Below are 24,760 nucleotides of genomic sequence, written 5' to 3' on the forward strand. Positions count from 1 at the left end.
GCTCTGGCTTTGGCTCTGGCTCTGGCTTGAAGCTTGCCGCTAAAGGCTAGCTATGAGCCAGGCATTGGCTGCGCTGATCACGGCGAACAGGCTCCAGGCCAGCCAGCGGGTCGGCCAGCGGTTGACGAAGACGCCCATCAGGCGCGGGTCGTTGGTCATGCGGATCAACGGGTACAGGGCGAACGGCAATTGCAGGCTGAGCACCACCTGGCTCAGCACCAGCAGCTTGCCCACGGCGCCGTCGCCCAGCAGCCAGACGCCGATGAACGCCGGGATCAACGCCAGGCCGCGGGTGATCAGGCGGCGCTGCCAGCAGGGAATCCGCAGGTTCAGGTAACCCTCCATGATCACCTGGCCGGCGATGGTCCCGGTGAAGGTCGAGCTCTGCCCGGAGGCCAGCAGTGCCACGCCGAACAGCACGCTGGCCAGGGCCCCGCCCACCAGCGGATTGAGCAGGTGGTAGGCATCCTGGATCTCCACCACGTCGCTGTGCCCGGTGTTGTGGAAGGCCGCGGCGGCGAGGATCAGGATCGCCGCGTTCACCAGCAGCGCCAGGGCCAGGGAGCCGATGGTATCGATGCGCGCCAGGCGGATCGCATCGCTGCGGCTGGCAAGGTCCTTGCCCACCAGCCGGGTCTGGACCACCGAGGTATGCAGGTACAGGTTGTGCGGCATCACCGTAGCACCGAGGATGCCGATGGCCAGGTACAGCGGCGCGGCATCGCTGATGGCCGCCAGCGACGGGGTGAAGCCCCGGGCCACGTCCGGCCAGTGGGGCTTGATCAGCAACAATTCGATGAAGAAGCACACGCCGATGGTCGCCACCAGCGCCAGCATGATCGCTTCCAACCGGCGAAAACCACGGTTCTGCAAAGCCAGTACCAGCAAGGTATCGAAGGCGGTAATGACGATCCCCGTACTCAACGAGACTCCCAGCAAGAGGTGGAAAGCCAGGGCGCAGCCCAGCACTTCGGCCAGATCGGTGGCGATGATCGAGACCTCTGCCAGCAACCACTGGACCCGCGCCGAACGTGGGCTGTAGCGCTCGCGGCAGAGCTGCGCCAGGTCACGTCCGGTGGCGATGCCCAGGCGTGAGCAAAGGCACTGCACCACCATGCCCGCCAGGCTCGCCAGCAGCACCACGAACAGCAGGCTGTAGCCATAGCGCGAACCGGCCTCGATGGCCGTGGCCCAGTTGCCCGGGTCCATGTAGCCGATGGAAATCAGCAACCCGGGACCGGCAAAACGCAGCAGGCGCTTGAACAGCGAGGCACGGGGGTCGACGGTGACGGAACCGGCCACTTCCGGCGGGCAGAAAGGAGCGGTGGCGATTTTCGGCAGGCTGAATTTCACAAGGGGGATTCCACGGCGGCTTGAAGCAGGTGCCCAGCTTAGAGGTTTCGCCGCGACCGCCCAAGCCTGAAATTCATCGGCCAAGGCGAGTATGCTGCGCAGGTTCCGGCCCGGGCCGGACGTCGTTCCACCCTTGCAAGGTTTTCTCCGTGGCTGACTCCGCAACAACTCGGGCAGGCGATGCCCTGCCGCCCTTCCTGCAACCTGGCGAGCGAGTGCTGCTGTTCGATGGCGTGTGCACAACTGCGAATTAGCATGTACTGACACTCACACCATCAATTCATACCATGGACATCGTCGACAAGCGTGCAGCTCGAGATCGACTGTAGTGATCTAATTTAATCGCCCCCCATTGCGGACACCAGGACTGGAACACCATGAAGCCTGATGCCGACCTGGTGATCAAGGCTTTGGACATGGCGTATGAACGGCGTGACTGCCCCCAGAATGTGCTGTTTCACAGCGACCAAGGAAGCCAATACGGCAGCCGGAGCTTTCGCCAGCGTCTATGGTGTTATCGCTTCACGCAAAGCATGAGTCTGCGTGGAAACTGCTACGACAACGCACCGATGGAACAGTTGTTTCGCAGCCTGAAAACGGAATGGATACCGACCGAGGGCTACATGAGTGCATCGCTGGCACAGCAGGATATCGGTCGTTTTTTGATGCAGAGGTACAACTGGCAACGGCCACATCAATTCAACAGCGGGTTGGCGCCCGCAGTGGCCGAGGGAAAACCTAACGCAGTGTCCGGGATTAGTTGACCACTACACATTTGACGATACGTGTATCAAGGTACGTGGTCGGTGGTGAGGCCTATGTAAACGGCACCCCAGTGTTCGGAGAGACCTTCTCATATTGGTATGGTTTCCTCACCAACTCCTTCTTTGCTGACGGCATAAAACAGGCCAAGTAGCCTACAATGTCAGGGGCTGCAGGATGCACCGGGCGTCTCGCACGATCCGCGTCACCATCTCCCTCTGGTGGGCCACCGCTTGCCAGTATCCCTGACGCTCCGCCAGTGCCATTGCAAGCTGAAAATCCTGCTGCCTGATGGCCAAGGCTGTGTACTTGCGCGCCACCTCAGGTCAGGCGGCAAACAAGGTTTCCTCTGCTGAACGAATTGCACCCTCCTCGTCCAGCACAATGGGATAGTCGCCGTCACCGTCAATGGTGTAACACCAGGAGGAGTTTTCACTGGGCGAACAATCTAGGCCGAAGCTGACGGCCAATAGTTCAACAAAAATGCCCACCTCTATGAATGGGAATCGTGGGTGGGGCCTGGCTTCTCGCATCATGATCTCTTACCGCCTCTAATGGTCAGCATCCGGCTCCGGTACCGGACTGTCGCTCTGATTTCAGTCTGCAGAGGGAGCAGAGCCAAACTCAAGGCTTAGCGGACTGAAACCTTCGAGGCCACATGTCCCTACTGCATAACCACCAAGAGTCGGCAGAGAACATCAAGCTCTGGGCGAACAAAAATAGCTGGCTGCCGAAAGCACCAAAGCAGCTGGAGACATCGGCTAAAAAGACGTTCGCTTTGCGTTCAAAACCAAAACTCGATAACCCTGTTCATGCAAAGCAGAGCTATCCTAATCTCGTAGCTCGATTCTACTGGCGATCCGGTTCAGTAAATTTTTCCGAGTACTCCCTTCGTCTGTCTAGCTTGGCCGCTCTCGAAAAATCCGTAAGAATGCCATTTAGCCATTACCAACTGTACGGAACACTTACATGCCACGGAAGCGCAAAGGGAGCGGCGGCGGGCCGATCGCTCTATACGCCTTGTTATTCGTCGTTGCCCTCTTGGCACAAGTTCCTAAACAGGCATGGATTGCCCTTGGAATTATCTTGGGCATAGGCGTCCTAGTATGGGCCGTCAGACGCGCTACCCAGACAAAGCCCTACGCTCCTGGAGATGATATTGCCGCCGAGATTGCAGCCTCATCTCGACAAGCAACATCCCCCACTGTAACCGTTCAGTTCAATGCAAGCACCCGCGAGCGTGACTTCCACACCATCCAAATAGGTTCCCCCGGCGACAGCCAGAGCTACGCCATCCCAAAGCCAAGTGCAAAGCCCATGGGGGTTCGATGGCTTGCGGAAGGTGAATCCATTAACGTAGCCGGCCTGGCCATCCCTGGCGGAATGCTCTACATCACCGAGCGAGCGACACAGTTCGGTCAATCTGAGCCGTCCTTGATCGATGCCACGCTTCGAGTCGCGCGCTCACCTGTGAGTCTAACCGAACGGCAGATGCCCTATTGGCCAAACTACCGGAGCATCACGCCTGAGGCACGGCGAGCGTATCTGCAATGGTTGGCAGGAGGTCGTTGCCAGCCTGCTGATGCGGGATACGTGTTCCTGTTTTTCTATGGGCTTGAACGCCGCGCGTTGATCGATGCACCGACCGATCCTCAGGCCAAGGCGGAGATCCTGGCCATCAAAGCCGAGGTCAAGCGTTTGCTTGAACTCTACGGCGACAACAACTCTTTCCGTAGCTACGCCACCCGCTTGCTCGGCCATATCGACGCTGGTTCTGTTCAACCTCAAAGCTACATGAGTGAGCCCGCCGCCAGCGCCGCAGATGGTTATGAGCTGCCTATGTCACTGCGCGTTGCACTGGGCCAGATGGCCGTGGACAAGTATCCGCTGAACCCGGGCTGGGCATTGGCCTGGGCGCTCGCAGAGCCCAACATTTCCAGGCGTACACCGGTGACCCGGTGTCCTGAGCAATTCGCAGCGCTGTTCAAAAACGAATTCGCGAAACGCTATCCCAACGGCATTGCGCTCCCTCAGAACAAGACCAAGCTCAAGATTGCCTATCGCCCTGCCTCTGCCGGATTGAGCATTCCGGCAGTGGCCGTAGGCGACCTCCCCGATGTTGCGGCAACCTCAGGAACCCGTAATAAGCTGCAGGTAATTGTCGAAGAATGCACCACCGTACTCGACGGTTATAGCCGGTATCTGGGGCGCAACCCAGACGCAGGGAATAGCCTGGAAGCCATCCTGCAGTTGCCAACCGAACTCTGGCCTGCTGATGCTAAAACGGAACTCGATCAGTTGGAGCAACGCGTCGGTGGCGAAACCATCTGCATGAGCTTCGGGGAGTTGGCAGGTCGATTCAAATCCGCCGGCGCGCTTTCCCGCGACAAAGTGATCGCGCTCGCCCGGGCTTTGGAAAGCAAGCGGATCGGATTGGAGCCCGATATCCTTTCCGGCAGCCGTACGCCCAAGGCAGAAGATACCATCGCGCTGTTCGCCGCGGACTCTGACGAAGGCACGCTTCGCGCTACCGATGCCTACAGCGCTGCAGCAGTGACTTTAGACCTGGCCAGTGCAGTCGCTGCGGCAGACGGTGACACCTCACTTGAGGAGATAAGTCTGCTATCAAGCCACATTGACTCGTGGGATCACCTTTGCGTTGCGCATCGTAAACGCTTGAAAGCGCACCTCCAAATCCAGCTGAAGCAACCGCCCACACTAGCAAGCCTCAAGAAGAAACTTGAGCCGTTGACCATCGAAGCCAAACGAAAAATTGCTAGCTTTCTGGCCCACCTGGCACATGCGGATGGTGAAGTGACACCACAGGAAGTGAAGCTGCTTGAGCGCGTGTACAAATCGCTCGCTCTCGATCCGCAGTTTGTCTACAGCGACCTCCATAGTGCAGCCGTTCGCCCCTCTCATGTAGTGGAGGCAACAATCGTAACTGCCGCGCCGGGCACGGAAATTCCGGCATCAGAAAGCGCTGGTTCAGGCTTTGCGCTCGACATGACCAAAGTTGCTCGCCTGCAACAAGAAACGGCAGAAGTGTCGGCGCTACTGGCCAGCGTCTTCAGTGAGGAAGCGTCCACTGAAGCACCTAGCGCACTTGAGCCCGAGTCACCCCAACGGCAGGAAAACAGTACCGCCGAACAGCTTGCTACCGTACATGGCTTGGACGTTGAGCATTCTGCGTTCCTTCGACTTCTAGTTTCACGACCTGAGTGGAGCCGTGCCGAGCTGGAAGACGCAGCCAATGATATGGAACTGATGTTGGATGGCGCCTTGGAGCGGATCAACGACACAGCGTTCGAGCTATTCGATATGCCCGTGACCGAAGGCGATGATCCCATCGAAATCAACCCCGATATTCTGGATGAATTAGCCCTATGAGTAAGATACGAGCCAAGGATCGCGACGCGGTCATTCAATCGCTGCGTGCAGGTGTTGTGCCCCGTGTTGGGCAGCATCTGATCCAGGTAGGTCGGGCGGGTGAACTCGACTCACTGCTCAAAGATGTGGATCGTCTCGCGGATGGCGGCTCGGCATTCCGTGTCGTTGTTGGTGAGTACGGCGCGGGCAAAACCTTCTTCCTCAACCTGGTTCGCGGCATCGCTATGGAGCGCAAGCTCGTCACGATGCACGCTGACTTGAATCCTGACCGCCGTCTTCATGCTTCGGGTGGCCAAGCGCGCTCCCTTTATTCCGAGCTGGCAAAAAACATGGCCACGCGCACCAAGCCCGATGGCGGCGCGCTCCAGGGTATCGTCGAGAAATTCATCTCCCAAGCTAAATCGGAAGCCAAGGCCAATGGTGTCGAGAGCGAGGTGGTCATTCGTGAGTACCTGGCGGAGCTCACCGAGATGGTCAACGGCTATGACTTTGCCGACGTCATTGCCGCCTACTGTCGCGGCTTCGAGGAAGGCAATGAGCAGCTCAAGGCTGACGCCATCCGTTGGCTGCGCGGAGAGTTTTCCACCAAAACCGATGCCCGCGCTGCACTGGGTGTGCGTACAATCGTGGACGATGCTTCCGTCTACGATCAGTTGAAATTGCTGTCACGGTTCGTTCGCCTGGCTGGCTTCGGCGGCTTGATGGTCTGTCTGGATGAATTGGTCAACCTGTACAAGTTGGCAAACACCCAGGCCCGCAATGCCAATTACGAACAGATTCTGCGCATCCTCAACGATTCTTTGCAGGGCTCCGCTGAAGGCCTGGGCTTTGTGCTGGGCGGCACACCGGAGTTTCTAATGGATACTCGTCGAGGGCTCTACAGCTACCCAGCCCTGCAATCACGTCTAGCGGAAAATACCTTCGCGAAATCTGGCCTGGTCGACCTTTCTGGGCCTGTCATTCGGCTCAGCAGCCTGACCCCAGAAGACTTCTACGTACTGCTGCAGAAGCTTCGCAATGTCTATGCCTTCGGCGAACCTGAGAAGTTCTTGCTGCCGGATGAAGCCATTCCTGCCTTCATGGCGCACTGCAACCAACGCTTGGGCGAGGCGTACTTCCGGACACCACGCACGACCATTACAGCCTTCATCAACCTGCTCGCAGTAATCGAGCAAAACCCGACAGCGGACTGGCGAACGTTGCTGGGAGCCGTGGAGCTGTTCAGGGATGAGGGTGGGCAACAAGATCTTGAAGTCGAGGCCGACGATGAGCTCGCCAGCTTCAAGCTCTGACTCTTCTTCGTTCGAACGTCTACACCCCGAAGTTCAACAATGGGTCTGGTCACAGGGGTGGACGTCATTACGTGATGCCCAGGAGTGGGCGGTACCGGCCTTGGTGGGCGCTGATCGCGATGTGATTATTGCAGCGTCAACCGCCGCAGGTAAAACAGAGGCCGCATTCCTACCCATCTTGACCAACTTGCTCAACGACAGTGAACATGCTGGCGCGGTGCTGTATATCAGCCCGCTCAAGGCACTGATCAACGACCAATGGGACAGGCTTAGCCGGCTATGTGAAAGGCTCGAGCTACCCGTCGTTGCTTGGCATGGTGACGTGGCAGCAAGCAAGAAACAACGGTTTCTGAAATCGCCTGAGGGTATCTTGCTAATCACGCCGGAGTCCCTCGAAGCCCTCTTCGTAAACAGAGGCTCGAGTTTACCTGGAGCTTTTCAGAACCTGCGCTACATCGTCGTAGATGAGCTTCATGCTTTCATTGGTAGTGAGCGCGGGAAGCAACTGCAATCGCTCATGGAACGGGTTGAAATCGTCGTCGGCAGAGCCTTGCCTCGTGTAGGGCTTTCCGCGACTCTTGGGGAGATGTCACTGGCCCAAAAGTTCCTGAGGCCACTTCGCCCCGATGACATTACCGTCATCGAATCGAAATCCTCTGGCCAGGAACTCCAGGTACAAGTACGTGGGTACATTGAACAGCCCATGCAGCAGCTAGTGGCGGAACACCAGGGAAGTGCGTCAACAGATGAAGAAACCGAAAAGGAAGACACCTCAGGTACCAAAGTGGCTATCGCAGGTCACCTGTACAAAGTACTGAGGGGGTATAACAACCTGATTTTCCCCAACAGACGCCAAGAGGTTGAATGGTTTGCCGACCGTCTGCGCTCACTGTGCGAGAACGATGGAGTGCCAAACGAGTTCTGGCCGCACCATGGCAGCTTATCCAAGGAACTGCGGCAGGATGCAGAACGGGCGCTGAAAGCGGGAGATCCTCCAGCTTCTGCCGTATGCACTACCACCCTGGAGCTGGGTATCGACATCGGTAACATCAGGACGGTCGCGCAGATCGGCTGTCCGCCCTCCGTGGCGAGTCTTAGACAACGGCTTGGCCGCTCAGGTCGTCGACCCGGTGAGCCTGCCATGCTCAGGGTGTACTGCCGAGAGCACCCCTTAACGGATCAGTCTGACCTCTCCGATCAGTTGCGTGAAGGCCTTGTCCAAACGGTCGCCATGATCCGCTTGCTGATCAGTGGATGGTTTGAGCCACCTCGGTCGGGAGGCTTGCACGCCTCGACACTGGTGCAACAGTGCTTGTCGTCTATTGCTCAGCTCGGCGGTGCATCGGCGGCGCAATTATGGGGAAATCTTATAGCAAGTGGCGGTTTTGCGAGCGTCACCAAGCCTGATTTCCTGTCTTTGCTCAAAGGTATGGGTGAGAAGGAGTTGATCGTCCAGGACAGCTCAGGACTTCTGCTGCCAGGCGAACTCGGGGAGCGGTTGATCAACCACTATGAGTTCTACACCGCCTTCACGAGCGATGAAGAGTTTCGTTTGCTCCGGGATGGCAAACCACTTGGCTCGCTGCCCGTCAGCAAACCCCTGACTAAGGGGCAACGCATCATTTTCGGCGGCAGACGCTGGCAGGTTCAGGATGTTGACCTTGAAGCGAAGGTTATCGTGGTCACGCCGGCGCGGGGCGGCGAGCCCCCTCAGTTTGATGGGCTCGGTGCGCAGGTGGATGATCGCGTCAGGCTTGAAATGCGAAACGTGTTGATGGAAACCACCCCCTGTCCCTTCCTGGACAAGCACGCTCAAGCCCTTCTGGAGGATGCTCGGAGTAACTTCCGTGCCCTCGGCTTGGGTAGCACGTCAATTGTTGGCTCCGCCAGTGTCAGCTACGTGGCGACCTGGCGAGGGGACTACACCAACGATGCGCTGGCATTACTGCTACGGCATGTGGGTATTCATTGTGAAAACACAGGGCTCTTCCTGCAAGTTGCATTCAGTGTGGAGGACACGTTGCGAGCGTTGCGCGTGGTCGGTCAAATGGACGTTTCGGATGTGGAGCCCATCCTGGAAAACGTTGAAAACATGATCCGAGAAAAATGGGATTGGGCCCTTCCCCGCTCGCTCCTAATGAAGTCGTTTGCCTCAAGCCATCTTGATCTCCAAGCTGCAGTCATCACAGCGCGACTTCTAAGTGAGGAAGCGAGGGCGAAATATCCGTGGCCTCCTCTCCTAGAATCTGTCCCCCATCCTGGTTAACCAAAAGCCCCTCGAAGGGCCCATTTTTAATCAAACCAAATTCACTTGGTCAGCCAGGAATCCACAGTTTCAGAGCCATACTGCGCCTTCCATTCCTTCAGCGTCTTGTGGTTACCACCTTTGGTTTCGACGACTTCGCCTGTATGCGGATTCTTGTAGCATTTCACTTGGCGTGGCTTGCGAATGCCGGCTTTCGACTCGGTGGCAGGAGCACGGCGACCGGCTTGTGGGTCAAGCAGGCTGATCACGCTCGGTAAGCTGTAGCTGTACTCGGCGAGCAAAGCGCGTAGCTTGGTTTCAAATTCGATTTCTTTCTTGAGGCCAGCATCGCTTTTCAGAGCTTCCAATGCTTGGAGTTGCTCAGCAAGGTGTCTTTCGAGCTGGCGGAATTCGGTGAGCTTGGACATAACAAATCTCGATTGGTAGGTAGCTAACAGTATATTGCAAATTGCTCATTGGTATTGCTTACCACAACAGAGCCTAAACGAAAAAGCCAAAAATTATGGCTGAGCCATAATTCGGGATAATTCAGTTTTGCCGTTTTCTCGACCGCCTCCAACGATAAAAAACTAGTATCACTTGCAGCACATCGTCTAACACAATAAGCCTGGCCAGTTGGCCGAAATCAGCGGCATCTCCTCTCGTCGATACGCTCCACTTTGCTTATTTCCAAATCTACACCTGGCGTGGGGCCAAGCAGGTTTTTTCAGCCCGTGGATGTTGAGACAGGCAACCGACGAGCTCCAACACCTGGCGTTCTTGCATTCCCAGATCCCAATCGACCAAGCTGGGACACTGCATCCCCAAGTGGCTAAAGGTGTCGAAACCACAAAAGCCTAAAAGCCGATGGACTGAGTCAATTCAGTACTGTCCGAGTTCTTACCGCTCTACATCAACCGAGGGCCGCCACTCGCATCGTTCCTGACCTGTCAGCCCACGAAGCAAATCTCACATCAGTTGTAATAACCGGATAATGCGATCGTAGCCACAGTTTTAATGAATCGCCGAGAACCAAAGCTGCAGGCCAGGCGTTCTATCCGCTATGATCGACCCCTTCAAAGATCCTCTCTAACGTTGCAACCAGTCGTAAAAATACGAGTCACCTCTTAAGTTAAAGGGAAGTCAATTACAATGGTGACATCAAGGAAGCACAAGGTATATTTCAAAGGGATATCCACTGCTATACTGACCACTTTTTCAGCGATAGCTATCGGAATGAATTTTGAAAATAATAAGGATACCAACGGAATGCAGAGCATTAAGTTTCAAAAAGTAATTGATCTAAGCCATATTATTAGTTCCACGATCCCGCTCTGGCCTAACGACCCTCCAGTGGAGTTTGACGTAATAGCCTTACAAGAAAAAGACGGCTATTACCTGCGCCGCTTCAGTATTGGCGAGCACAGTGCGACTCACATGAATGCTCCCAATAGTTTTTATCCTAATGCCATTGGAATAGACTCCTATAAACCAGAGTCTTTGGTACGCCCAGCCGTCGTAATTGATATACGAGCCAAGGCTAGAGATAACCCGGACTATGTGATTGACCTTCAAGATATTGAGAAATGGGAACAGGCCAATGGCCGTATTCCCCAAAATTCATTGGTTTTATTTTATACGGGATGGCAAGCCCTGTGGAATGATCCCAAGCGTTTTATCAATGAAGACGCGAAAGGCCCACACTTTCCGGGTGTGGGCGCTGCCACGACCAAGTTTCTACTCGAAGAGCGCAAGATAGCCGGTGTCGGCATAGATACGCATGGTGTCGATCCTGGCCAAGATACGGTTTATGCCACTAACCGCCAAATTTTGGCGGGAAATGGTATCGTCCTAGAGTGCTTAACTAATCTCGATCAGCTACCTACAAAGGGCTCAACTCTGGTCATTGGTGTTCTTAAACTTAAAGAGGGGTCAGGTTCTCCTGTCTCCGTAATGGCGTTTTTGCCCTAAGGGCTTTCAACCTGAAGCTCAACCCACTACCGAAGTACTGGCCCGCAATTGCTGGTAGTTGGCTGCATGCTGAAGTACTTGGGTCAGACTCTGGAAATTTGCCGGTTTGGTTAAAATATCATTGGCGCCGGCGGCCTTAAAGCGCTTTATTTCGCTAGAAAACGCGCTTGCAGTAAACGCAACAATATAGCAAGTATCGCCCAATGGTAGGTTACGAATTCTGCGGATGGCTTCTAGCCCATCCATAACAGGCATATTTATATCCATGAATATAATGTCTGGAGTCCATGTCATACACTGATTGACTGCCTCCAGACCATCTGACGCAAGCGTAGGTGCATACCCAAGCGCCTGCAGCATTTCCAAAGCAACTTTTTGGTTAATCGGGTGATTTTCCACCAATAAGATATTGAGACAATAATTTCTAGAAAAAGACGAGTCGAAGCTCACCACTAGCTTATGATCATTTTCGGAGGGGATTTCCGAAGCTGAAAAAGGCTCTATGGGGAGAGAGAAGGAAAATGTTGATCCAACCCCAGGTTCACTAGTAAAGGATAAAGTCCCTCCTTGCACGTCGACTAAATTCTTGCAAATTGAAAGGCCGAGACCGCTACCGGTAAAGCGTTGACTCGTCGATCCTTTGAATTGAGCGAAGGGCATAAATAGGTTGTCTTGCCTCTCCCTAGGGATACCTATTCCGGTATCAGATATGGAGAAGTCCAGTTGAGATCGAGAGGGAGAACTGCTGGTCTTGACCTGGAGTGAAACTGTTCCACTTTCGGTAAATTTTACTGCATTCCCCATCAAATTGATCAATATCTGACGAAGGCAGTCGATATCGATTTTTACCAAAGTTGGCACATTCGGTGATACCTGCGCCTCAATGATGATTGGCTTGCCCTGAACATTTTGCCTAATCATTTCAAGGCTGGAGGACACCAACTTTCTTACTTCAAATACGCTAGGCCTCAACTCAAGCTTTCCCGCTTCGATTTTTGCCAGATCGAGAATATTATCGATAAGAGACAGCAAGACTCGCCCACTAGTATGAATCGTGTTCACCAGACCACTTTGCTCGACACTTAAAGAAGAAGCGGCTAGTAACTCCGTCGCACCAATAACTCCGTACATAGGCGTGCGAATCTCATGACTCATAGTGGCTAAAAATCTAGTTTTTGAGCGATCAGCATCCTCGGCGGCATTTTTTGCATGATTCAAAACCTGTTCATTTACTTGCAATTGCTGGAGATGAGTCCGCATACGAAATAAGTCAACCACAAACAAAAGACTAAAGGCGAGAAATACCAGAATGGCAAGTATGATATGGTGCAAGGAATCCTTTTTAAGTTGCTGGTAGTAGTTGGCCAACAATATCTCCGCTCCAGCTACATAAATCGTGCCGTCTTGAGACTTCATTGGAATGAAGACCGCACGAAAATCCCCCCAATGATCCGTGTAATCAATCCAGGTCGGTTCCGTACGACCAAAACTATCGAGCAGAGCCTGACTAGCATCAGGATAGGGATCAAAAAAGCGTACAAAGTTCTGCTCTTGAATTTCCTTTTCCAATGCGCTTGAGCTGACCAGATAGGCTTTCCCTGACCGTTTTATTACACTGTAGACAAAGGTAGTACCCATTGACTCGTTGAACTGAGAAAGCCGCTGAATAGTGTTCCAGTCTTCAGCCTCCGATTTGGAATGCCTGTCTACCAAGTTATCATGGTAGCGGTCGCCGAGGATGGCCGCTCCCCCCAATGCGGCATGCCGCAACTTGTCATTAAGATTAGCCGTTAGAATTCCTTTAGTCTCAGCATAGAGGTAGTAAATATAGCCACTAACACCTACTATATAAACTAAGAGAAAAGCCCATGTCTTCCGTCTGATTTTGAACATTCATGACAGCCTCCATACCGTCATCTAGATCATAGTTTGCTTTTGAATATTTTCAAGCCTCGATGAGTTATAACTCACCTGACCGAGTATATGGTTCCTCTGAAGCTCCTTAATTTTCTGCCCTGAGAGACGTGCCTGACTGGATCAACTTGAGGGAAGGTCAGATTGGTCTGTCCCGGAACTGGTGGACAGGTAGTTAAGAGTTACTGCTCGCATAGCGCCGCTCAAACTCCATCGGGCTGAGATAGCCCAGCGTCGAGTGGCGGCGACAGTGATTGTAAAAGCGGATGTAGTCGAACAGGTCGGTTTTCGCCTCGTGGTAGCTGGCATAGCGCGTCAGGTACCTACCGGATGGGTTCTTCGACCTACTGGTTATCGATGAGGGGCATGAGTACAAGTACAGCGGATCGGCCCAGGGCCAAGCTATGGGTGTTCTCGCGGCAAAAGCACGCAAAACCGTGCTGTTGACCGGGACGCTCATGGGCGGCTACGCCGACGACCTGTTCTACCTTCTGTTCCGTATTCTGACCCGCCGAATGATCGAGGACGGCTATCGGCCTAACGCCCGGGGCAGCATGGCGCCCGCAGCTATGGCGTTCATGCGCGATCACGGGGTCCTGAAAGACATCTATACCGAGCGCGATGGAGATTCGCACAAGACAGCAAAAGGCAAGAAGCTCTCAGTTCGAACAGTGAAAGCCCCGGGCTTCGGCCCGAAAGGCATCCACCGCTTCGTACTGCCCTTCACCGTGCTCCTCAAGTTGAGAGACATCGGCGGGAACATCCTACCCACCTACAACGAGGAGTTTATCGATGCACCAATGGCACCTGGTCAGGCATCCGCCTACCAGAGCCTGGCCTCCAAGCTGACAGCAGAGCTTAGACAAGCCCTTGCACGGCGAGACACTACCCTTCTTCTGGGCGTTGTCCTCAATGTACTGCTGGCCTGGCCAGACTGCTGCTTCCGATCGGAAATGGTCAAGCACCCACGCACTCGCGATACCCTGGCCTTCGTGCCGGCGATTTTCAACGACGAGCAACTGATGCCCAAGGAGCAGGCTTTGTTAAGCCTTTGCATCGAGGAAAAAACGAAAGGCCGCAAGGTCCTCGCCTACACAGTCTACAGCGGGACACGCGACACAACGTCCAGGCTGAAGAAGGTCCTCGAGCAGGCCGGTCTCAAGGTGGCGGTACTGCGGGCCAGCGTTGACACCTCGCACCGTGAAGACTGGATCCTCGATCAGGTCGACCGTGGCATCGATGTGCTGATCACCAACCCGGAGCTGGTCAAGACTGGGCTGGACCTGCTTGACTTTCCAACCATCGTGTTTCTGCAAACGGGATACAACGTCTACACCCTGCAGCAAGCAGCACGGCGGTCCTGGCGCATCGGGCAGAAACATCCAGTGCGTGTGATTTTTTTGGGCTATGCCGGCAGCTCGCAGATTACCTGCCTACAGCTTATGGCCAAGAAGATCGCAGTAGCTCAAAGCACGTCAGGGGATGTGCCGGAATCAGGATTGGACTCTTTAAATCAAGATGGAGACTCGGTTGAAATGGCCCTGGCCAGACAACTAATTACTGCATAAGTTAAGCCACCTTCGGGTGGCTTTTTACCCATTCGAAAATTTAAATTTTAAATTCTAATTACTCTCTCTTTTCAGGAGCAGTACCACGACAATGAGAACGAGTTTCACTACAAGCAGTACCGGCACCGCTTATGGACCGTTCTAATGATCGTCACAGACATGAACTCTCACGCCGAAGTTGAACTGGTTACGCTGATTTAATAGCAGGATCATAAAATTGCGCTTGCTTTCTTGACTATTGATAAATTCCTGCTAACAGGCGGCTCTGTATTCCGAACTAGATAGTTACTCGCTGACCTTCGATATTATGTTGACAGACATTGAATGGAGGTATAAAAACATCTCGCAGCATGGAGCCGAGCCAGAAGTATCTGGATGACCAGGGAGAAGGTACCTCAAGACGCGCCCACGTCATTCAAGATTGGCCTCAATTTCAATATATATGTTGAGGTAGTATCCTTGGAGATTCAACAGGCGTTCACTCTTCGTGAAAACGAAGTAGCACGAGACCATGGTCAAAGCGATATTATTTACACTGAAATCGCGTCGGCGGTGGTTCGCCATAATGCCATCAAAGAGCTTGATCGTTTTGGCGAGATTCTGGCCAGCCGACCGCTTGATCATGAGGGCTTGGCAACTTTCTTTGGGACAGTTTGGGCATTTTTCAAAGACGTTCCCTCTGGCATCATTGCTCTGGCTGCTCGTATTACTGACGAGTTACTGGCCGAAGACACCTGGAACGCAACTGCAAAAGCTGCATACGTGCTCTACGCATCTGTTGACGAGTTCGGACTGCACCAACATCAGCGACACATGCTACCTACTCATCACCAAATGTTCCGGGAACTGACTGAACATCTTGGGCTGAGTCATCAAGACCTGCACAATCCAGTTTTCGTCTTGCCTGAAGGGGTCGCCATGGGCGATGCAACGCATCGTCTCTATCGTTCTGATCAACTCGGTGAGGCGCTGGGATTCCATCTCGCATCCGAGATGACGTCATCCCGTGAGTTCCAATATTTCTTGGCTGGCTTCCAGAAGTACGCCAATGAATATGGGCTTAAAGACGAGGACGACCCGGTTCTGGCCTTCTTCGCCGTACACTGCGAGGTTGAACCTATGCATGTCTCCACTGGGCGGGACGTTTTGGTGTCGTTCCTGAATCGTGACGAGCGCATTGGCAAACAGGCATTGCGCGGAGCCATGGCCTTCATGGATGGCTTCGAACGCATGTTCGCCGCCTTGAATCGTAAGCTGAGTCACAGTATTCAGTAATTGCGCCAAGGGCGCAGGCCTCGCCCGCGCCCTTTTACATGGAGAGTAATCATGGTTAGCAAAGAATATGAGTGCAATTTCTGCCATTATGTTTATTCGGAAGAACAAGGCGAGGAGACAGAAGGGATAGTTCCAGGGACACAGTGGGAAGACCTGCCTGAAGACTTTAAATGCCCCCACTGCCGAGCAAAGAAGAAAAACTTCTCAGAACGGACGCTCTGACGTGCTGCCCGCAAGTGCCCTCAAAGCCTTTCTCTTTGGTATTACACTTTCCATTGCCGTAGGACCGATAGCATTAATAATCATTCGAAACGGTATTCAGCATGGCAGAGCCGTTGCAATAAAAAGTGCGTTAGGGGCTGCGTTTGGCGATCTTTTATTTAGCGCCTTCGCGTTTGCAGGTGCAAGCTTAATAGTAGGATTTTTATCCAGCCATCAAAAGTTCCTGAGCGCAGCTTCGGCGCTAATTTTAATTCTATTCGGACTATACATAATATATGGCGAGTTCAAGGCCAAGACTGATGGTGGCGGCTCATCAAAAAATATTGGTTTTACAGCCACACTTATGTTAACAATTTCGAATCCATTAACTATTCTGGCCATTTCAGCATTTGCAACTCAAATTGACGAGCGAACAACAGTTCCCCTTGTGATCTCGTGCCTTAGTTTGTTTGCAGGTAGCTTATTGATTCAATGTTTGTATGCATTGGGCGGTACCATATTAAAAACATTAATCGCCAACAATAGCCATATCAGAATTCTTGGGATTTTCAGTGGCTTGGGTATCACGATGTTCGGCTTCGCCGAGGCTGTTTTTTTATGGAAATAGTATTCCCCTTAATATTTTCTATACCAAAAAATACAGCTTTTTAAATTTCAAAACTTAACCTCCATGCACCCTACTATCGACATCAAGAGAGGGGCCTATGCTCGTTGAACACCGCTCCTTGGTCGTCGGGCTTTGCCTACTGTTCGCGCATAACATGCTCACCGGCTGGCAGGATGTATACCGCGCCGTTGCATTCCGGAAGCTAGACGTATTTTTCCTGACTTTCATCGCTTTCTTGATTGTCATCGCGACTTTCGAGGTGTGTTTCAGGATAAGTGGAGGTGAATCCCGGCTGCGATGGAGGACGGTCATCTCGCTTAACCTCTGGACCGCCGGAAGCTGGGGGGCGTTGTTCCTTTCAATCTGGCTCATCCCCCCAGCCCTCGCCGCGGCTATTGCAACCTCCCTCTGCCCAATATTCACTTACCTCGTAAACCGCCGACTGCGCCCGAGTTCGCCGGCTTCCCTTCGCGACATCGCTATATGCTTGGCTGCACTCGCAATCACTGCATTCTTATCTTGGGCGACAATCGCCTCAGATGCAGGGAAAGGAGCGAATGGCCTAGTTCTTTGGGGAATCTTCTTAGCCGTGGCAGCGGCGTTCTCGGATGCGTTCATGACCGTATCTATGAAGGCCTGTTATGACCGTAGGGTCTCAGGCTCCGAACTGCTCGCGCGGAGGTTCTATTTGCTGACTGGCTTGGCGTTCACGGGCGCGCTTGTGAGGGGAGCTTTCTCAGTGTCAACTGAAGAACTTATGAGCGGAGCCTCTCTCGCGTTTCTCGGTGTCATTCCTGCAACGCTCCTCCTGCAGAGAAGTCTTAAGTACATTGAGCCGGTACTTTTCGAAATTGTGCTCGCCACAGCACCGGCCTTTGTCCTCGCATTTCAGTTCACGCATTCCGCCCTTACCCCATCTACTCCAGCCATTGTGGGCGTCGTACTGGTCATCGGCTTGTCGCTAGTCCAGATCTATCACTCCTTCTTTGGTGCCCGCCATGCGTAGACTTGGAGTCATCGTTGATGCGTACTCAACCGGAAACAAACTCGCTAGGGAGTTCTCGGCCTACGGAGTCGAATGTTTCCACGTCCAGTCCAGGGACCCTATCCTGATTTTTGACGCGCCGTCCTTCGTGCCGGAGGACTTCGCCGGAAACTTCGTGTACAGGGGAGATGTGGCCAAGCTGGCTGAGGACATCGGGAAGCTCTCGCCGTCGTTTGTAATAGCCGGCTGCGAGTCGGGCGTCCCTCTCGCCGACGCGCTATCGGAGGTCCTCAAGCTGCCTTCGAATGGAACGCCTATGTCCAGCGCCCGACGAGATAAGTTCCTCATGCAGGCAGCCCTAAAGGACGCCGGCGTTGAGCATATTCGGTCGTTGCGAACGGCTTTGGCTGCAGAGGCGATCACATGGTGTGATCGGCACTGTGCATGGCCCTGCGTAGTGAAGCCCCTCGACAGCGCGGGATCTGATGGAGTCACCTTTTGCCATTCGCCAAATGAGCTCCGCGCGGCCTTCGCCTCCCTACTCGGTAGGGAAAATGCAATGGGGACAGTCAATACGCTGCTTATCGTGCAGGAAAGGTTGGTTGGCGAGCAGTACATAGTCAACACAGTCAGCCTTCAGGGGAGCCACTACGTCTCCGAGGTGTGGAAGGACGTTCGTCTTGACGTACCCGGGGCGTGCGCAGTTGGATACTACGAGGAGCTGCTCGAGTCCGCATCTACAGAATCCACTGTTCTCGGTCGTTATGCCGGCTCCGTTCTTGACGCTCTCGAGATTCAGAACGGTCCTGCCCACTTAGAGATCATGCTTGTCGAAGGACGCGGTCCCGTGCTCATAGAGGTGGGGGCCCGCATGCAGGGATCCATCTGCGACTCCGTGGTTCTTTCAGCCCTCAATCATAGCCATGTGACGCTCACTGCGCTGTGCTACGCGGACCCGAATGGCTTTACCAGCTATTCAAGTACGCCTTACCAGGTTCGGAAGCCGGTATTGGCGGCGATGCTTGTGTCCCCACGAAACCTTCGAGTATCGGACTCTAGGTTCCCGTCAGCGATCAGGGCTCTACCGAGTTATGCAGCGGACCAGGGACTGCCAATGTCTGGAACCTCCATCAAACGGACAATCGACATGGAGACCTGCCCGGGAATCGTCTACCTGTCCCATGAGTCGGCCGAAGTGTTCCAAGCAGACTACGTTCGCCTCAGGGAATTGGAAGTGCAGATGTACGAGGAAGCTGTGGAGGAAGTAGATGTTTAGGATTGGTTGCGACCCCGACAATCCCCCCTACACGGAACTGTCAGCCGGTGTGTGGCGTGGGACTGAGTACGAGTTCATCACCTCATTGCTTTATGAGACCAGGCTGGAATTCGAGATCGTCTCAGTTTCTTGGGGTGACATGTTTAATCAGTTGCGGCTTGGTAAAGTTGCTGCAATCTTCTCAAGCCTCTCGGCAACGGAAGAGCGGCAGCAAGAGTTCCTTTTCAGCGACGCCTATTTCGACTCCCCAGAGACGCTGATGGGATGGGAAGGTGTCGATCTGGAAAGTATCGAACTGGGGCGCTGCTCCTTGGCAGTGCTCGCGGGATCCAACCATGAGCGCTACGCGCGGGCATTCTTCCCAGAAGCGAATATCCGCCTTTTCAATAACTCAGTCGAGCTGCTTAATGCGCTCGAAAGTGCAACAGTCGACGTAGTTGTATCTGAGTTAAATGCGGCCCAACATTGGCTTCATGGTCAAGGCAAACGGGAGAAAATCCGAATTCTAGGAGAGCCGATAATCTGCCCGGAAATATTCGGTAATGGTTCTGCAGTAGCGGTCGGCAGGCCTTTCCCGGAACTGAGAGACTGGATTAACACTGCCCTGCGGGCACACCTGACCAGCCATCTGCAGGATTAGGTGCGTTGTAGAGAGTGGACCGGGGACACGAGTAATCGACTAGTGAACGCCAGAATTATGTGAACCAGCTATGTCAGGCCGCAGGTTGCTATGCGAACTCCAATGCTCCGATCTGATTGAGCATTTGCACCCAGCGCAGTAGTCCAGAGGCTTCAGTATTGTATGAGCAGCTCTCTGTCGGTCATGGCCACGCGGTGTAGTGGTCAGGTCCGATGTAAATGCCTGGTCAAGTTGAATGCAAATCGGAAGCGATCAGTTTGAAGGTCGAGTACCTGCGCCGACTGAATGCCACCACCTCACTGTACGTCCCCGGCTGGACCAAGACCGAGACCGGCCAACACCTCGATGACGCAGAACTTCACCTCGTGGGTTTCGAGAAGATGGCGAGCACCTTTAAAATATCGCGCTCCATGGTGACCTGAGCCAACTGTCAGAGGTATTGATGTGGTGCATCTGCCCTACCCCACCGACGACGTGCGTTTGCTGACACGGGAAGAGGTGGATGCCCCGGGGCCAAATATTCAGGCCAGGCTTCAAGTACATGCTCGACCTATGCCAGCCAGGCGAGTACACGGACGACCTTTTTGCGGTGTCGCAGCCGGCTGACGCAACTCGGGTAATGAAGATTCTGGACTAGATTAACGATCGTTGGGGCAGAGGCACGCTTCGCTCCGCAAGCGTGCCTACGTCTCCTTCATGGGGAATGCGTCGTGAGATGATGAGCCGCAGCTATACAACACGGCTGAACCAACTCTGGACAGTTCATTGCCATTAATCGTCCATGTCCAACGCTCTACCGCCTGATACAGGTTTCAGCTCATGCAGAGCCAGCAGATGAGTGCATCAAGTACTGGTTATTCAAATGGCCCTGCATCTCCTCTTTAGAGACCGGGCTTCCATCAGGCACATTGGCTCGTGCAGTTATCATTGAATAACGCTCATTATCAAACGCTGGAAATTCGGGGATAGCAGATGCTACCGCAAAAACCTCGGACTGAAATCGTGGATTATCCTGCATCAGGCTAGACTTATAGAAAAACCCAGCGACAACTTTTCGCTTATCCTGATTATCTACAATGCACACTGAGTAAAGATGAGGCAAGCTATAATAGCGATCTATATCATACTCACGGCGATCCGTATAACTTATCACCCCATCAGCATCATAAGTACAAGTATAAACAGCTAACGGCATCTGATTAAGCAAATCCTCAGCGCGAGCAAGTACTTTATTCAATGCCCCAACTCGCTGAAGCGCATTCAGAGTCCACCCAGATAAGCTTGTCAGTTCCTCCTTTCCAACAAGAACGATCTTCACCTCTCCTGTTTTTTTCATAACCAAATTCAAGACCAGTCCATCGTCAGCCTTAAAACTAGTCATATGACTTACAACAGACTTCAAACCAGGCGCCTCCAACTCCCCCTTTGACAATATACCTTCATTAGCTTGAAACCTTCTATCCGCCTCAGTCTCTACATCTGGAATTACCAAAGTTGATGCATATTCACTCAGTATCGCTACAAACTGAGAGGATGCTTCAAACCCCCAGCTAGCCAAAAATTCAGAGCCATCATTAAACTTAAATCGATGAATAAGCGCAGCAAACTGCTGCTGATACGTTGAAATACCAACAGCAGTCCCAATAATTCTATTAATCATTTTCATCCCTTTAGATAATTTAATTAGCTACTGCAACAGCTCTGAAAAACTCCACCTAGCACCATTCTAGTAGGTACCAACTACGACACTGCAGACTGCTGTTACCGCATGAGAGCATCACAGCACAATGCAACGACTGCAAAAAAAATGAAAGGCCATGAGCTAATTATTTTCTAATGCATTAAATCAGTTGGTCAGCGAGGGTGTTTGGTCTGTCCCGGAACTGGTGGACAGGTAGTTAAGAGTTACTGCTCGCATAGCGCCGCTCAAACTCCATCGGGCTGAGATAGCCCAGCGTCGAGTGGTGGCGACGGTGATTGTAAAAGCGGATGTAGTCGAACAGGTCGGTTTTCGCCTCGTGGTGGCAGGCATAGCGCAGGTACACCCGCTCAGCCTTCAGCGAACGGAAGAAGCTCTCCATCGCGGCGTTGTCCCAGCAGTTCCCGGGACGTGAATGGCTGGGCACGATTCGATGTCGCCGAAGTAAGGCCTGGTAGTCGTACGCGCAGTATTGGGCGGATTCAACCGGTCGTCGCAACACTGGATTGTTGAATTGATTTTAGATACTTGTTTAGTGCTTCGGCAGGTGTTTTCCAGCCTAGTGTTTTTCGAGGCCTTGTGTTCAACGCATGGGCTACGGCTTGGATCTCTTGGGCATTCCAGCGAGACAGGTCAGTACCTTTCGGGAAGTATTGGCGCAGAAGACCATTCGTATTCTCGTTCGTGCCGCGCTGCCAGGGACTATGCGGGTCAGCAAAGAAGACCTTCACTCCGGATTCGATGGTAAATCGAGCGTGATCCGATAGTTCCTTTCCACGATCCCAAGTCAAAGATCGCCACAACTCGATGGGCAGGTCAGTCACCGTTTTCTTCAGGGCGTTGGCCATAGTGACAGCCCCGTAGCCGGCCAGCGCCGGGCCATTTTTCGTGCGAGGAGTTAACCCATAACCTTCCTCGCGAGGCAGGTGAACGAGCATGGTGAATCGAGTTGAGCGCTCAACCAGCGTTCCAATCGCAGATCGATTCAGACCAAAGATCAGGTCTCCCTCCCAATGCCCTGGGACAGCCCGGTCTTCCACCTCAGCAGGGCGACTGGAAATCATGACATCCTCGCTGACGTGCGCCCACGTTTTAGCCTGCGCCCTAGCCCTCGGCACACGCAACGCTCGTCCTGTGCGCAGGCAGCTCACTAGCTCGCGTTTAAGAGCTCCTCGCCCCTGAATATAGAGAGCCTGATATATGGCTTCGTGAGAGATGCGCATGGATTCATCGTCCGGAAAATCGATCTTTAGCCGGTTGGTAATCTGTTCGGGCGACCAGCCATTGACCCATTTACGATCACTGCGATGTGGTTTATTTCGGCCTTTGAAGGGAGCTTGTCGAGGCCCAATAATCTCGCGACCATTAGCGCCGTGAACTTTACCCTCCAGACGGTCTTGCACGTAGTGACACAGGCGCAGGTTAGCCAAAAGTTTCGCGGGCTTCGGTCTTTTGGCAACCAGTTCTGCCTTCCATTGTGCGACTGAAGCTCGATACTCAAGCCGACCGCAACGAGTTGCAGCATTACGTGAATCGCCCCGGGTTTCGTAGACACCTCCATGCCTTAAAATGAGGCCAATCAGGAGGTGCCATGAGCAACCCGCGTTATCCCGAAGAATTCAAAATCCAAGCGGTCAATCAAGTGACCGAAAAGAAGCTTCCCGTCGCTGACGTAGCGGCCCGTCTTGGTGTGTCGACGCATAGCCTCTATGCCTGGATAAAGCGCTACAGCAAACCTCAAGAAGAACGGCAGCAGGATGATGATCAGCACGCTGAGCTACGTCGTCTGCGAGCGGAACTCAAGCGCGTCACTGAAGAGCGAGACATCTTAAAAAAGGCCGCCGCGTACTTTGCCAAGGAGTGCGGCTGAAGTACGCCTTTATCAAGCAGCGCGCGGGCGACTATTCGATTCGACGGCTTTGCCTGCCGCTGAAAGTCCATCCCAGCGGTTATTACGCCTGGCTGTCTGAGCCGCAATCTGTACGAGCCAAAGACGACCAGCGACTGCTGGGTTTGATCAAGCATTCCTGGCTGGAGAGTGGCGGCGTTTATGGCTATCGCAAAATCCACGACGATCTGCGCGAGGTCGGTGAGGATTGTGGTCGTCATCGTGTGGCGAGGCTGATGCGTCTTGAAGGTCTGCGTTCTCAGACAGGTTATCGACGCCGCCCAGGGAAGTACGGCGGTAAGCCAGCGGTCGCCTCACCCAATTTGCTGAAGCGCCAGTTCGATGTTGTGGAACCCAACAAGGTTTGGGTAACCGACATCACGTACATTCGTACGTATGAAGGCTGGTTGTATTTGGCGGTGGTACTGGATCTGTTTTCTCGGCAGGTCGTTGGCTGGTCAATGAAGTCGCAGATGACCAGTGATTTGGCTATTGATGCGTTGTTGATGGCGGTTTGGAGGCGTAAACCGAAGCAAGAGGTGATGGTTCATTCCGACCAAGGCAGCCAGTACAGCAGCTCCGATTGGCGTAGCTTTTTGAAGGCAAACAATTTGGTTGCCAGCATGAGTCGCCGAGGCAACTGTCATGACAACGCCGTGGCCGAGAGCTTTTTCCAGCTTCTGAAACGGGAACGGATCAAGCGAAAAATCTACACCACGCGGGAAGATGCTCGTAGCGATGTGTTCGACTACATCGAGATGTTCTACAACGCAAAACGCCGTCATGGTTTCAACAATCAGCTGTCACCGGTAGAGTTTGAAAAGCGTTACGCAATTAGTTTGCAAGGTGTCTAGAGAATCTGGGGCGATTCATACAGTGTCGGAGCCATATTCACTCTTCCACTCCTTCAGAGTTCGGTGAGTACCACCTTTGGTTTCCACCACTTCACCATTGTGAGGATTCTTATAGACCTTCACTTGACGCGGTTTACGGACTGCAGCTTTCGGCTCATTAAGAGCGATACGACGGGCAGAGTGCGGATCTAGCAGGTTGATTACATCCCTCAGGCTAAAACCGTACTCGCTGAGCAAAGCGCGCAGCTTGCTTTCGAACTCCATTTCCATTTTTAAACCAGAGTCACTTTTCATGGATTCGAGTTCGGCCAGTTGGGCAGCCAATTGCTGTTCAAGTTTACGATATTCGGCAAGGCGAGACATGCTATATCTCCCGCAAGTAGGTTGACAAACCTATTTAAGCACACCATAGGGACTCCTGAAAGCGTTCGGTACGTTTTATGTAAATATATTTTTACCTAAAAACTAAAACATGATCGAAATTAAAATCTCGCCTACCCAACTAAAACCTGACATTGAAATCACCACTTAGAATCAAGCCCAACAGAGAAAGTTTCGAACCAATTAATCATAGTCATACCAGTCAGCGCATGCGCGACACATGTCAATTCACCTCCGCATAAAAATTAATATGTAATTAAAGAAAAACAGACACTGGACAACCAGATAATATTGAGCCCGCAGCAAGAAAATATTGTGCAAGCAACGAGTAACCAAACACAAAATACATACTTTATTTCTCATGACTTAACATAAAGCCTTGTAAGCTTTGAGAACAGCATGAAAAATAATTAATAAATTTAAAAAATCCGCTTCATT

General features: G+C 53.0%; 19 protein-coding genes and 5 pseudogenes. 15 read left to right on the forward strand and 9 right to left on the reverse strand.

Going from position 1 to position 24,760, the window contains the following annotated elements; translation table 11 throughout:
• Positions 1–39 precede the first annotated feature (39 nt).
• Entirely contained in the window at positions 40–1,353 is a 1,314-nt protein-coding gene (locus I9018_RS20000; protein ID WP_241107325.1) for an Nramp family divalent metal transporter, read from the reverse strand.
• 374 nt (positions 1,354–1,727) lie between these two features.
• Between I9018_RS20000 and I9018_RS20005 the strand changes: the two are divergent.
• Positions 1,728–2,117: pseudogene (locus tag I9018_RS20005) on the forward strand (DDE-type integrase/transposase/recombinase); the annotation flags it as partial.
• Between the two features lie 324 nt (positions 2,118–2,441).
• Here the strand turns inward: I9018_RS20005 and I9018_RS20010 are convergent.
• Positions 2,442–2,651, reverse strand: coding sequence for a hypothetical protein (locus I9018_RS20010; protein WP_241107326.1), 210 nt, complete (start codon positions 2,649–2,651; stop codon positions 2,442–2,444).
• A gap of 433 nt (positions 2,652–3,084) precedes the next feature.
• Between I9018_RS20010 and I9018_RS20015 the strand changes: the two genes are divergently transcribed.
• Genes I9018_RS20015 through I9018_RS20025 form a run of 3 tightly spaced genes read left to right on the forward strand, consistent with a single transcriptional unit; the run spans position 3,085 to position 9,063 of the window.
• Positions 3,085–5,505, forward strand: coding sequence for a TerB N-terminal domain-containing protein (locus I9018_RS20015; RefSeq protein WP_241107327.1), 2,421 nt, complete (start codon positions 3,085–3,087; stop codon positions 5,503–5,505).
• Positions 5,502–6,797 carry an ATP-binding protein gene (locus tag I9018_RS20020; protein WP_241107328.1) on the forward strand — a complete coding sequence of 432 codons (1,296 nt, stop codon included), beginning with the start codon at positions 5,502–5,504 and terminating at the stop codon, positions 6,795–6,797. Before I9018_RS20015 ends, I9018_RS20020 begins: the two co-directional genes overlap by 4 nt.
• Positions 6,772–9,063: a DEAD/DEAH box helicase gene (locus I9018_RS20025; RefSeq protein ID WP_241107329.1), complete on the forward strand. Its 2,292-nt coding sequence runs from the start codon at positions 6,772–6,774 to the stop codon at positions 9,061–9,063. Before I9018_RS20020 ends, I9018_RS20025 begins: the two co-directional genes overlap by 26 nt.
• Positions 9,064–9,104: 41 nt before the next feature.
• Here the strand turns inward: I9018_RS20025 and I9018_RS20030 are convergent, their stop codons facing one another.
• The gene (locus I9018_RS20030; protein ID WP_103323776.1) at positions 9,105–9,470 is read right to left on the reverse strand and encodes a histone-like nucleoid-structuring protein, MvaT/MvaU family; all 366 of its coding nucleotides are present in this window, start codon (positions 9,468–9,470) and stop codon (positions 9,105–9,107) included.
• An 808-nt stretch (positions 9,471–10,278) separates the two neighbouring features.
• On the opposite strand from I9018_RS20030, the gene I9018_RS20035 reads away from it, so the two are divergent.
• Positions 10,279–11,013 carry a cyclase family protein gene (locus I9018_RS20035; protein ID WP_241107330.1) on the forward strand — a complete coding sequence of 245 codons (735 nt, stop codon included), beginning with the start codon at positions 10,279–10,281 and terminating at the stop codon, positions 11,011–11,013.
• An 18-nt stretch (positions 11,014–11,031) separates the two neighbouring features.
• On the opposite strand, the gene I9018_RS20040 is transcribed toward I9018_RS20035, so the two are convergent.
• Both I9018_RS20040 and I9018_RS32745 read right to left on the reverse strand, forming a co-directional pair.
• Complete coding sequence (locus tag I9018_RS20040) at positions 11,032–12,906, reverse strand: ATP-binding protein (RefSeq protein ID WP_241107331.1); 1,875 nt, start codon at positions 12,904–12,906, stop codon at positions 11,032–11,034.
• A gap of 196 nt (positions 12,907–13,102) precedes the next feature.
• On the reverse strand, positions 13,103–13,360 hold the full coding sequence (locus I9018_RS32745; RefSeq protein ID WP_277398114.1) for an IS3 family transposase: 258 nt from the start codon (positions 13,358–13,360) through the stop codon (positions 13,103–13,105).
• Here I9018_RS32745 and I9018_RS20050 point away from each other — a divergent pair.
• The 9 genes and pseudogenes from I9018_RS20050 to I9018_RS20090 all read left to right on the forward strand — a co-directional run.
• Positions 13,245–14,495: pseudogene (locus I9018_RS20050) on the forward strand (helicase-related protein); the annotation flags it as partial. The gene I9018_RS32745 and the pseudogene I9018_RS20050 sit on opposite strands and share 116 nt — an antisense overlap.
• 459 nt (positions 14,496–14,954) lie before the next feature.
• Entirely contained in the window at positions 14,955–15,770 is an 816-nt protein-coding gene (locus I9018_RS20055; RefSeq protein WP_241107332.1) for an iron-containing redox enzyme family protein, read from the forward strand.
• Between the two features lie 51 nt (positions 15,771–15,821).
• Entirely contained in the window at positions 15,822–15,992 is a 171-nt protein-coding gene (locus I9018_RS20060; protein ID WP_241107333.1) for a rubredoxin, read from the forward strand.
• 1 nt (position 15,993) lies between these two features.
• A complete protein-coding gene (locus I9018_RS20065; RefSeq protein ID WP_241107334.1) occupies positions 15,994–16,599 on the forward strand; it encodes a LysE family transporter in 606 nt (201 codons plus the stop codon).
• Between the two features lie 97 nt (positions 16,600–16,696).
• Positions 16,697–17,605: a hypothetical protein gene (locus tag I9018_RS20070; RefSeq protein WP_241107335.1), complete on the forward strand. Its 909-nt coding sequence runs from the start codon at positions 16,697–16,699 to the stop codon at positions 17,603–17,605.
• Complete coding sequence (locus I9018_RS20075) at positions 17,598–18,860, forward strand: ATP-grasp domain-containing protein (RefSeq protein ID WP_241107336.1); 1,263 nt, start codon at positions 17,598–17,600, stop codon at positions 18,858–18,860. Before I9018_RS20070 ends, I9018_RS20075 begins: the two co-directional genes overlap by 8 nt.
• Entirely contained in the window at positions 18,853–19,500 is a 648-nt protein-coding gene (locus I9018_RS20080; RefSeq protein ID WP_241107337.1) for a transporter substrate-binding domain-containing protein, read from the forward strand. The genes I9018_RS20075 and I9018_RS20080 overlap by 8 nt, the downstream gene beginning before the upstream one ends.
• Positions 19,501–19,718: 218 nt before the next feature.
• Positions 19,719–19,922: a hypothetical protein gene (locus I9018_RS20085; RefSeq protein WP_241107338.1), complete on the forward strand. Its 204-nt coding sequence runs from the start codon at positions 19,719–19,721 to the stop codon at positions 19,920–19,922.
• A gap of 13 nt (positions 19,923–19,935) precedes the next feature.
• A pseudogene (locus I9018_RS20090) lies at positions 19,936–20,275 on the forward strand (DUF4113 domain-containing protein); the annotation flags it as partial.
• A 42-nt stretch (positions 20,276–20,317) separates the two neighbouring features.
• Here the strand turns inward: I9018_RS20090 and I9018_RS20095 are convergent.
• From I9018_RS20095 to I9018_RS20105, 3 genes and pseudogenes are all read right to left on the reverse strand, one after another.
• Positions 20,318–21,160 (reverse strand): hypothetical protein, encoded by an 843-nt coding sequence (locus I9018_RS20095; protein WP_241107339.1) that lies wholly within the window; start codon positions 21,158–21,160, stop codon positions 20,318–20,320.
• 238 nt (positions 21,161–21,398) lie between these two features.
• Positions 21,399–21,620: pseudogene (locus I9018_RS20100) on the reverse strand (integrase core domain-containing protein); the annotation flags it as partial.
• 61 nt (positions 21,621–21,681) lie between these two features.
• Positions 21,682–22,728, reverse strand: a pseudogene (locus I9018_RS20105) (IS30 family transposase); the annotation flags it as partial.
• A gap of 62 nt (positions 22,729–22,790) precedes the next feature.
• Here I9018_RS20105 and I9018_RS20110 point away from each other — a divergent pair.
• Positions 22,791–23,941, forward strand: a protein-coding gene (locus I9018_RS20110) for an IS3 family transposase (protein ID WP_103323772.1) whose coding sequence is annotated in 2 segments (ribosomal slippage) — positions 22,791–23,025 and positions 23,025–23,941 — 1,152 coding nt in all. Because the reading frame shifts where the segments join, the coding sequence is not laid out codon by codon here.
• Between the two features lie 15 nt (positions 23,942–23,956).
• Here the strand turns inward: I9018_RS20110 and I9018_RS20115 are convergent.
• Complete coding sequence (locus I9018_RS20115) at positions 23,957–24,304, reverse strand: histone-like nucleoid-structuring protein, MvaT/MvaU family (protein WP_103323771.1); 348 nt, start codon at positions 24,302–24,304, stop codon at positions 23,957–23,959.
• Positions 24,305–24,760: the final 456 nt, after the last annotated feature.

The sequence above is a fragment of the Pseudomonas sp. MPFS genome (assembly GCF_022537035.1).
Lineage (GTDB): Bacteria > Pseudomonadota > Gammaproteobacteria > Pseudomonadales > Pseudomonadaceae > Aquipseudomonas > Aquipseudomonas sessilinigenes.

Bases quoted from the DNA above. Each gene is read 5' to 3' on its own strand.
- I9018_RS20010 (WP_241107326.1), bottom strand. From the start codon at position 2,651: ATGATGCGAGAAGCCAGGCCCCACCCACGATTCCCATTCATAGAGGTG.
- I9018_RS20015 (WP_241107327.1), top strand. From the start codon at position 3,085: ATGCCACGGAAGCGCAAAGGGAGCGGCGGCGGGCCGATCGCTCTATAC.
- I9018_RS20020 (WP_241107328.1), top strand. From the start codon at position 5,502: ATGAGTAAGATACGAGCCAAGGATCGCGACGCGGTCATTCAATCGCTG.
- I9018_RS20025 (WP_241107329.1), top strand. From the start codon at position 6,772: ATGAGCTCGCCAGCTTCAAGCTCTGACTCTTCTTCGTTCGAACGTCTA.
- I9018_RS20030 (WP_103323776.1), bottom strand. From the start codon at position 9,470: ATGTCCAAGCTCACCGAATTCCGCCAGCTCGAAAGACACCTTGCTGAG.
- I9018_RS20035 (WP_241107330.1), top strand. From the start codon at position 10,279: ATGAATTTTGAAAATAATAAGGATACCAACGGAATGCAGAGCATTAAG.
- I9018_RS20040 (WP_241107331.1), bottom strand. From the start codon at position 12,906: ATGTTCAAAATCAGACGGAAGACATGGGCTTTTCTCTTAGTTTATATA.
- I9018_RS20060 (WP_241107333.1), top strand. From the start codon at position 15,822: ATGGTTAGCAAAGAATATGAGTGCAATTTCTGCCATTATGTTTATTCG.
- I9018_RS20070 (WP_241107335.1), top strand. From the start codon at position 16,697: ATGCTCGTTGAACACCGCTCCTTGGTCGTCGGGCTTTGCCTACTGTTC.
- I9018_RS20075 (WP_241107336.1), top strand. From the start codon at position 17,598: ATGCGTAGACTTGGAGTCATCGTTGATGCGTACTCAACCGGAAACAAA.
- I9018_RS20080 (WP_241107337.1), top strand. From the start codon at position 18,853: ATGTTTAGGATTGGTTGCGACCCCGACAATCCCCCCTACACGGAACTG.
- I9018_RS20085 (WP_241107338.1), top strand. From the start codon at position 19,719: ATGCCTGGTCAAGTTGAATGCAAATCGGAAGCGATCAGTTTGAAGGTC.
- I9018_RS20095 (WP_241107339.1), bottom strand. From the start codon at position 21,160: ATGATTAATAGAATTATTGGGACTGCTGTTGGTATTTCAACGTATCAG.
- I9018_RS20115 (WP_103323771.1), bottom strand. From the start codon at position 24,304: ATGTCTCGCCTTGCCGAATATCGTAAACTTGAACAGCAATTGGCTGCC.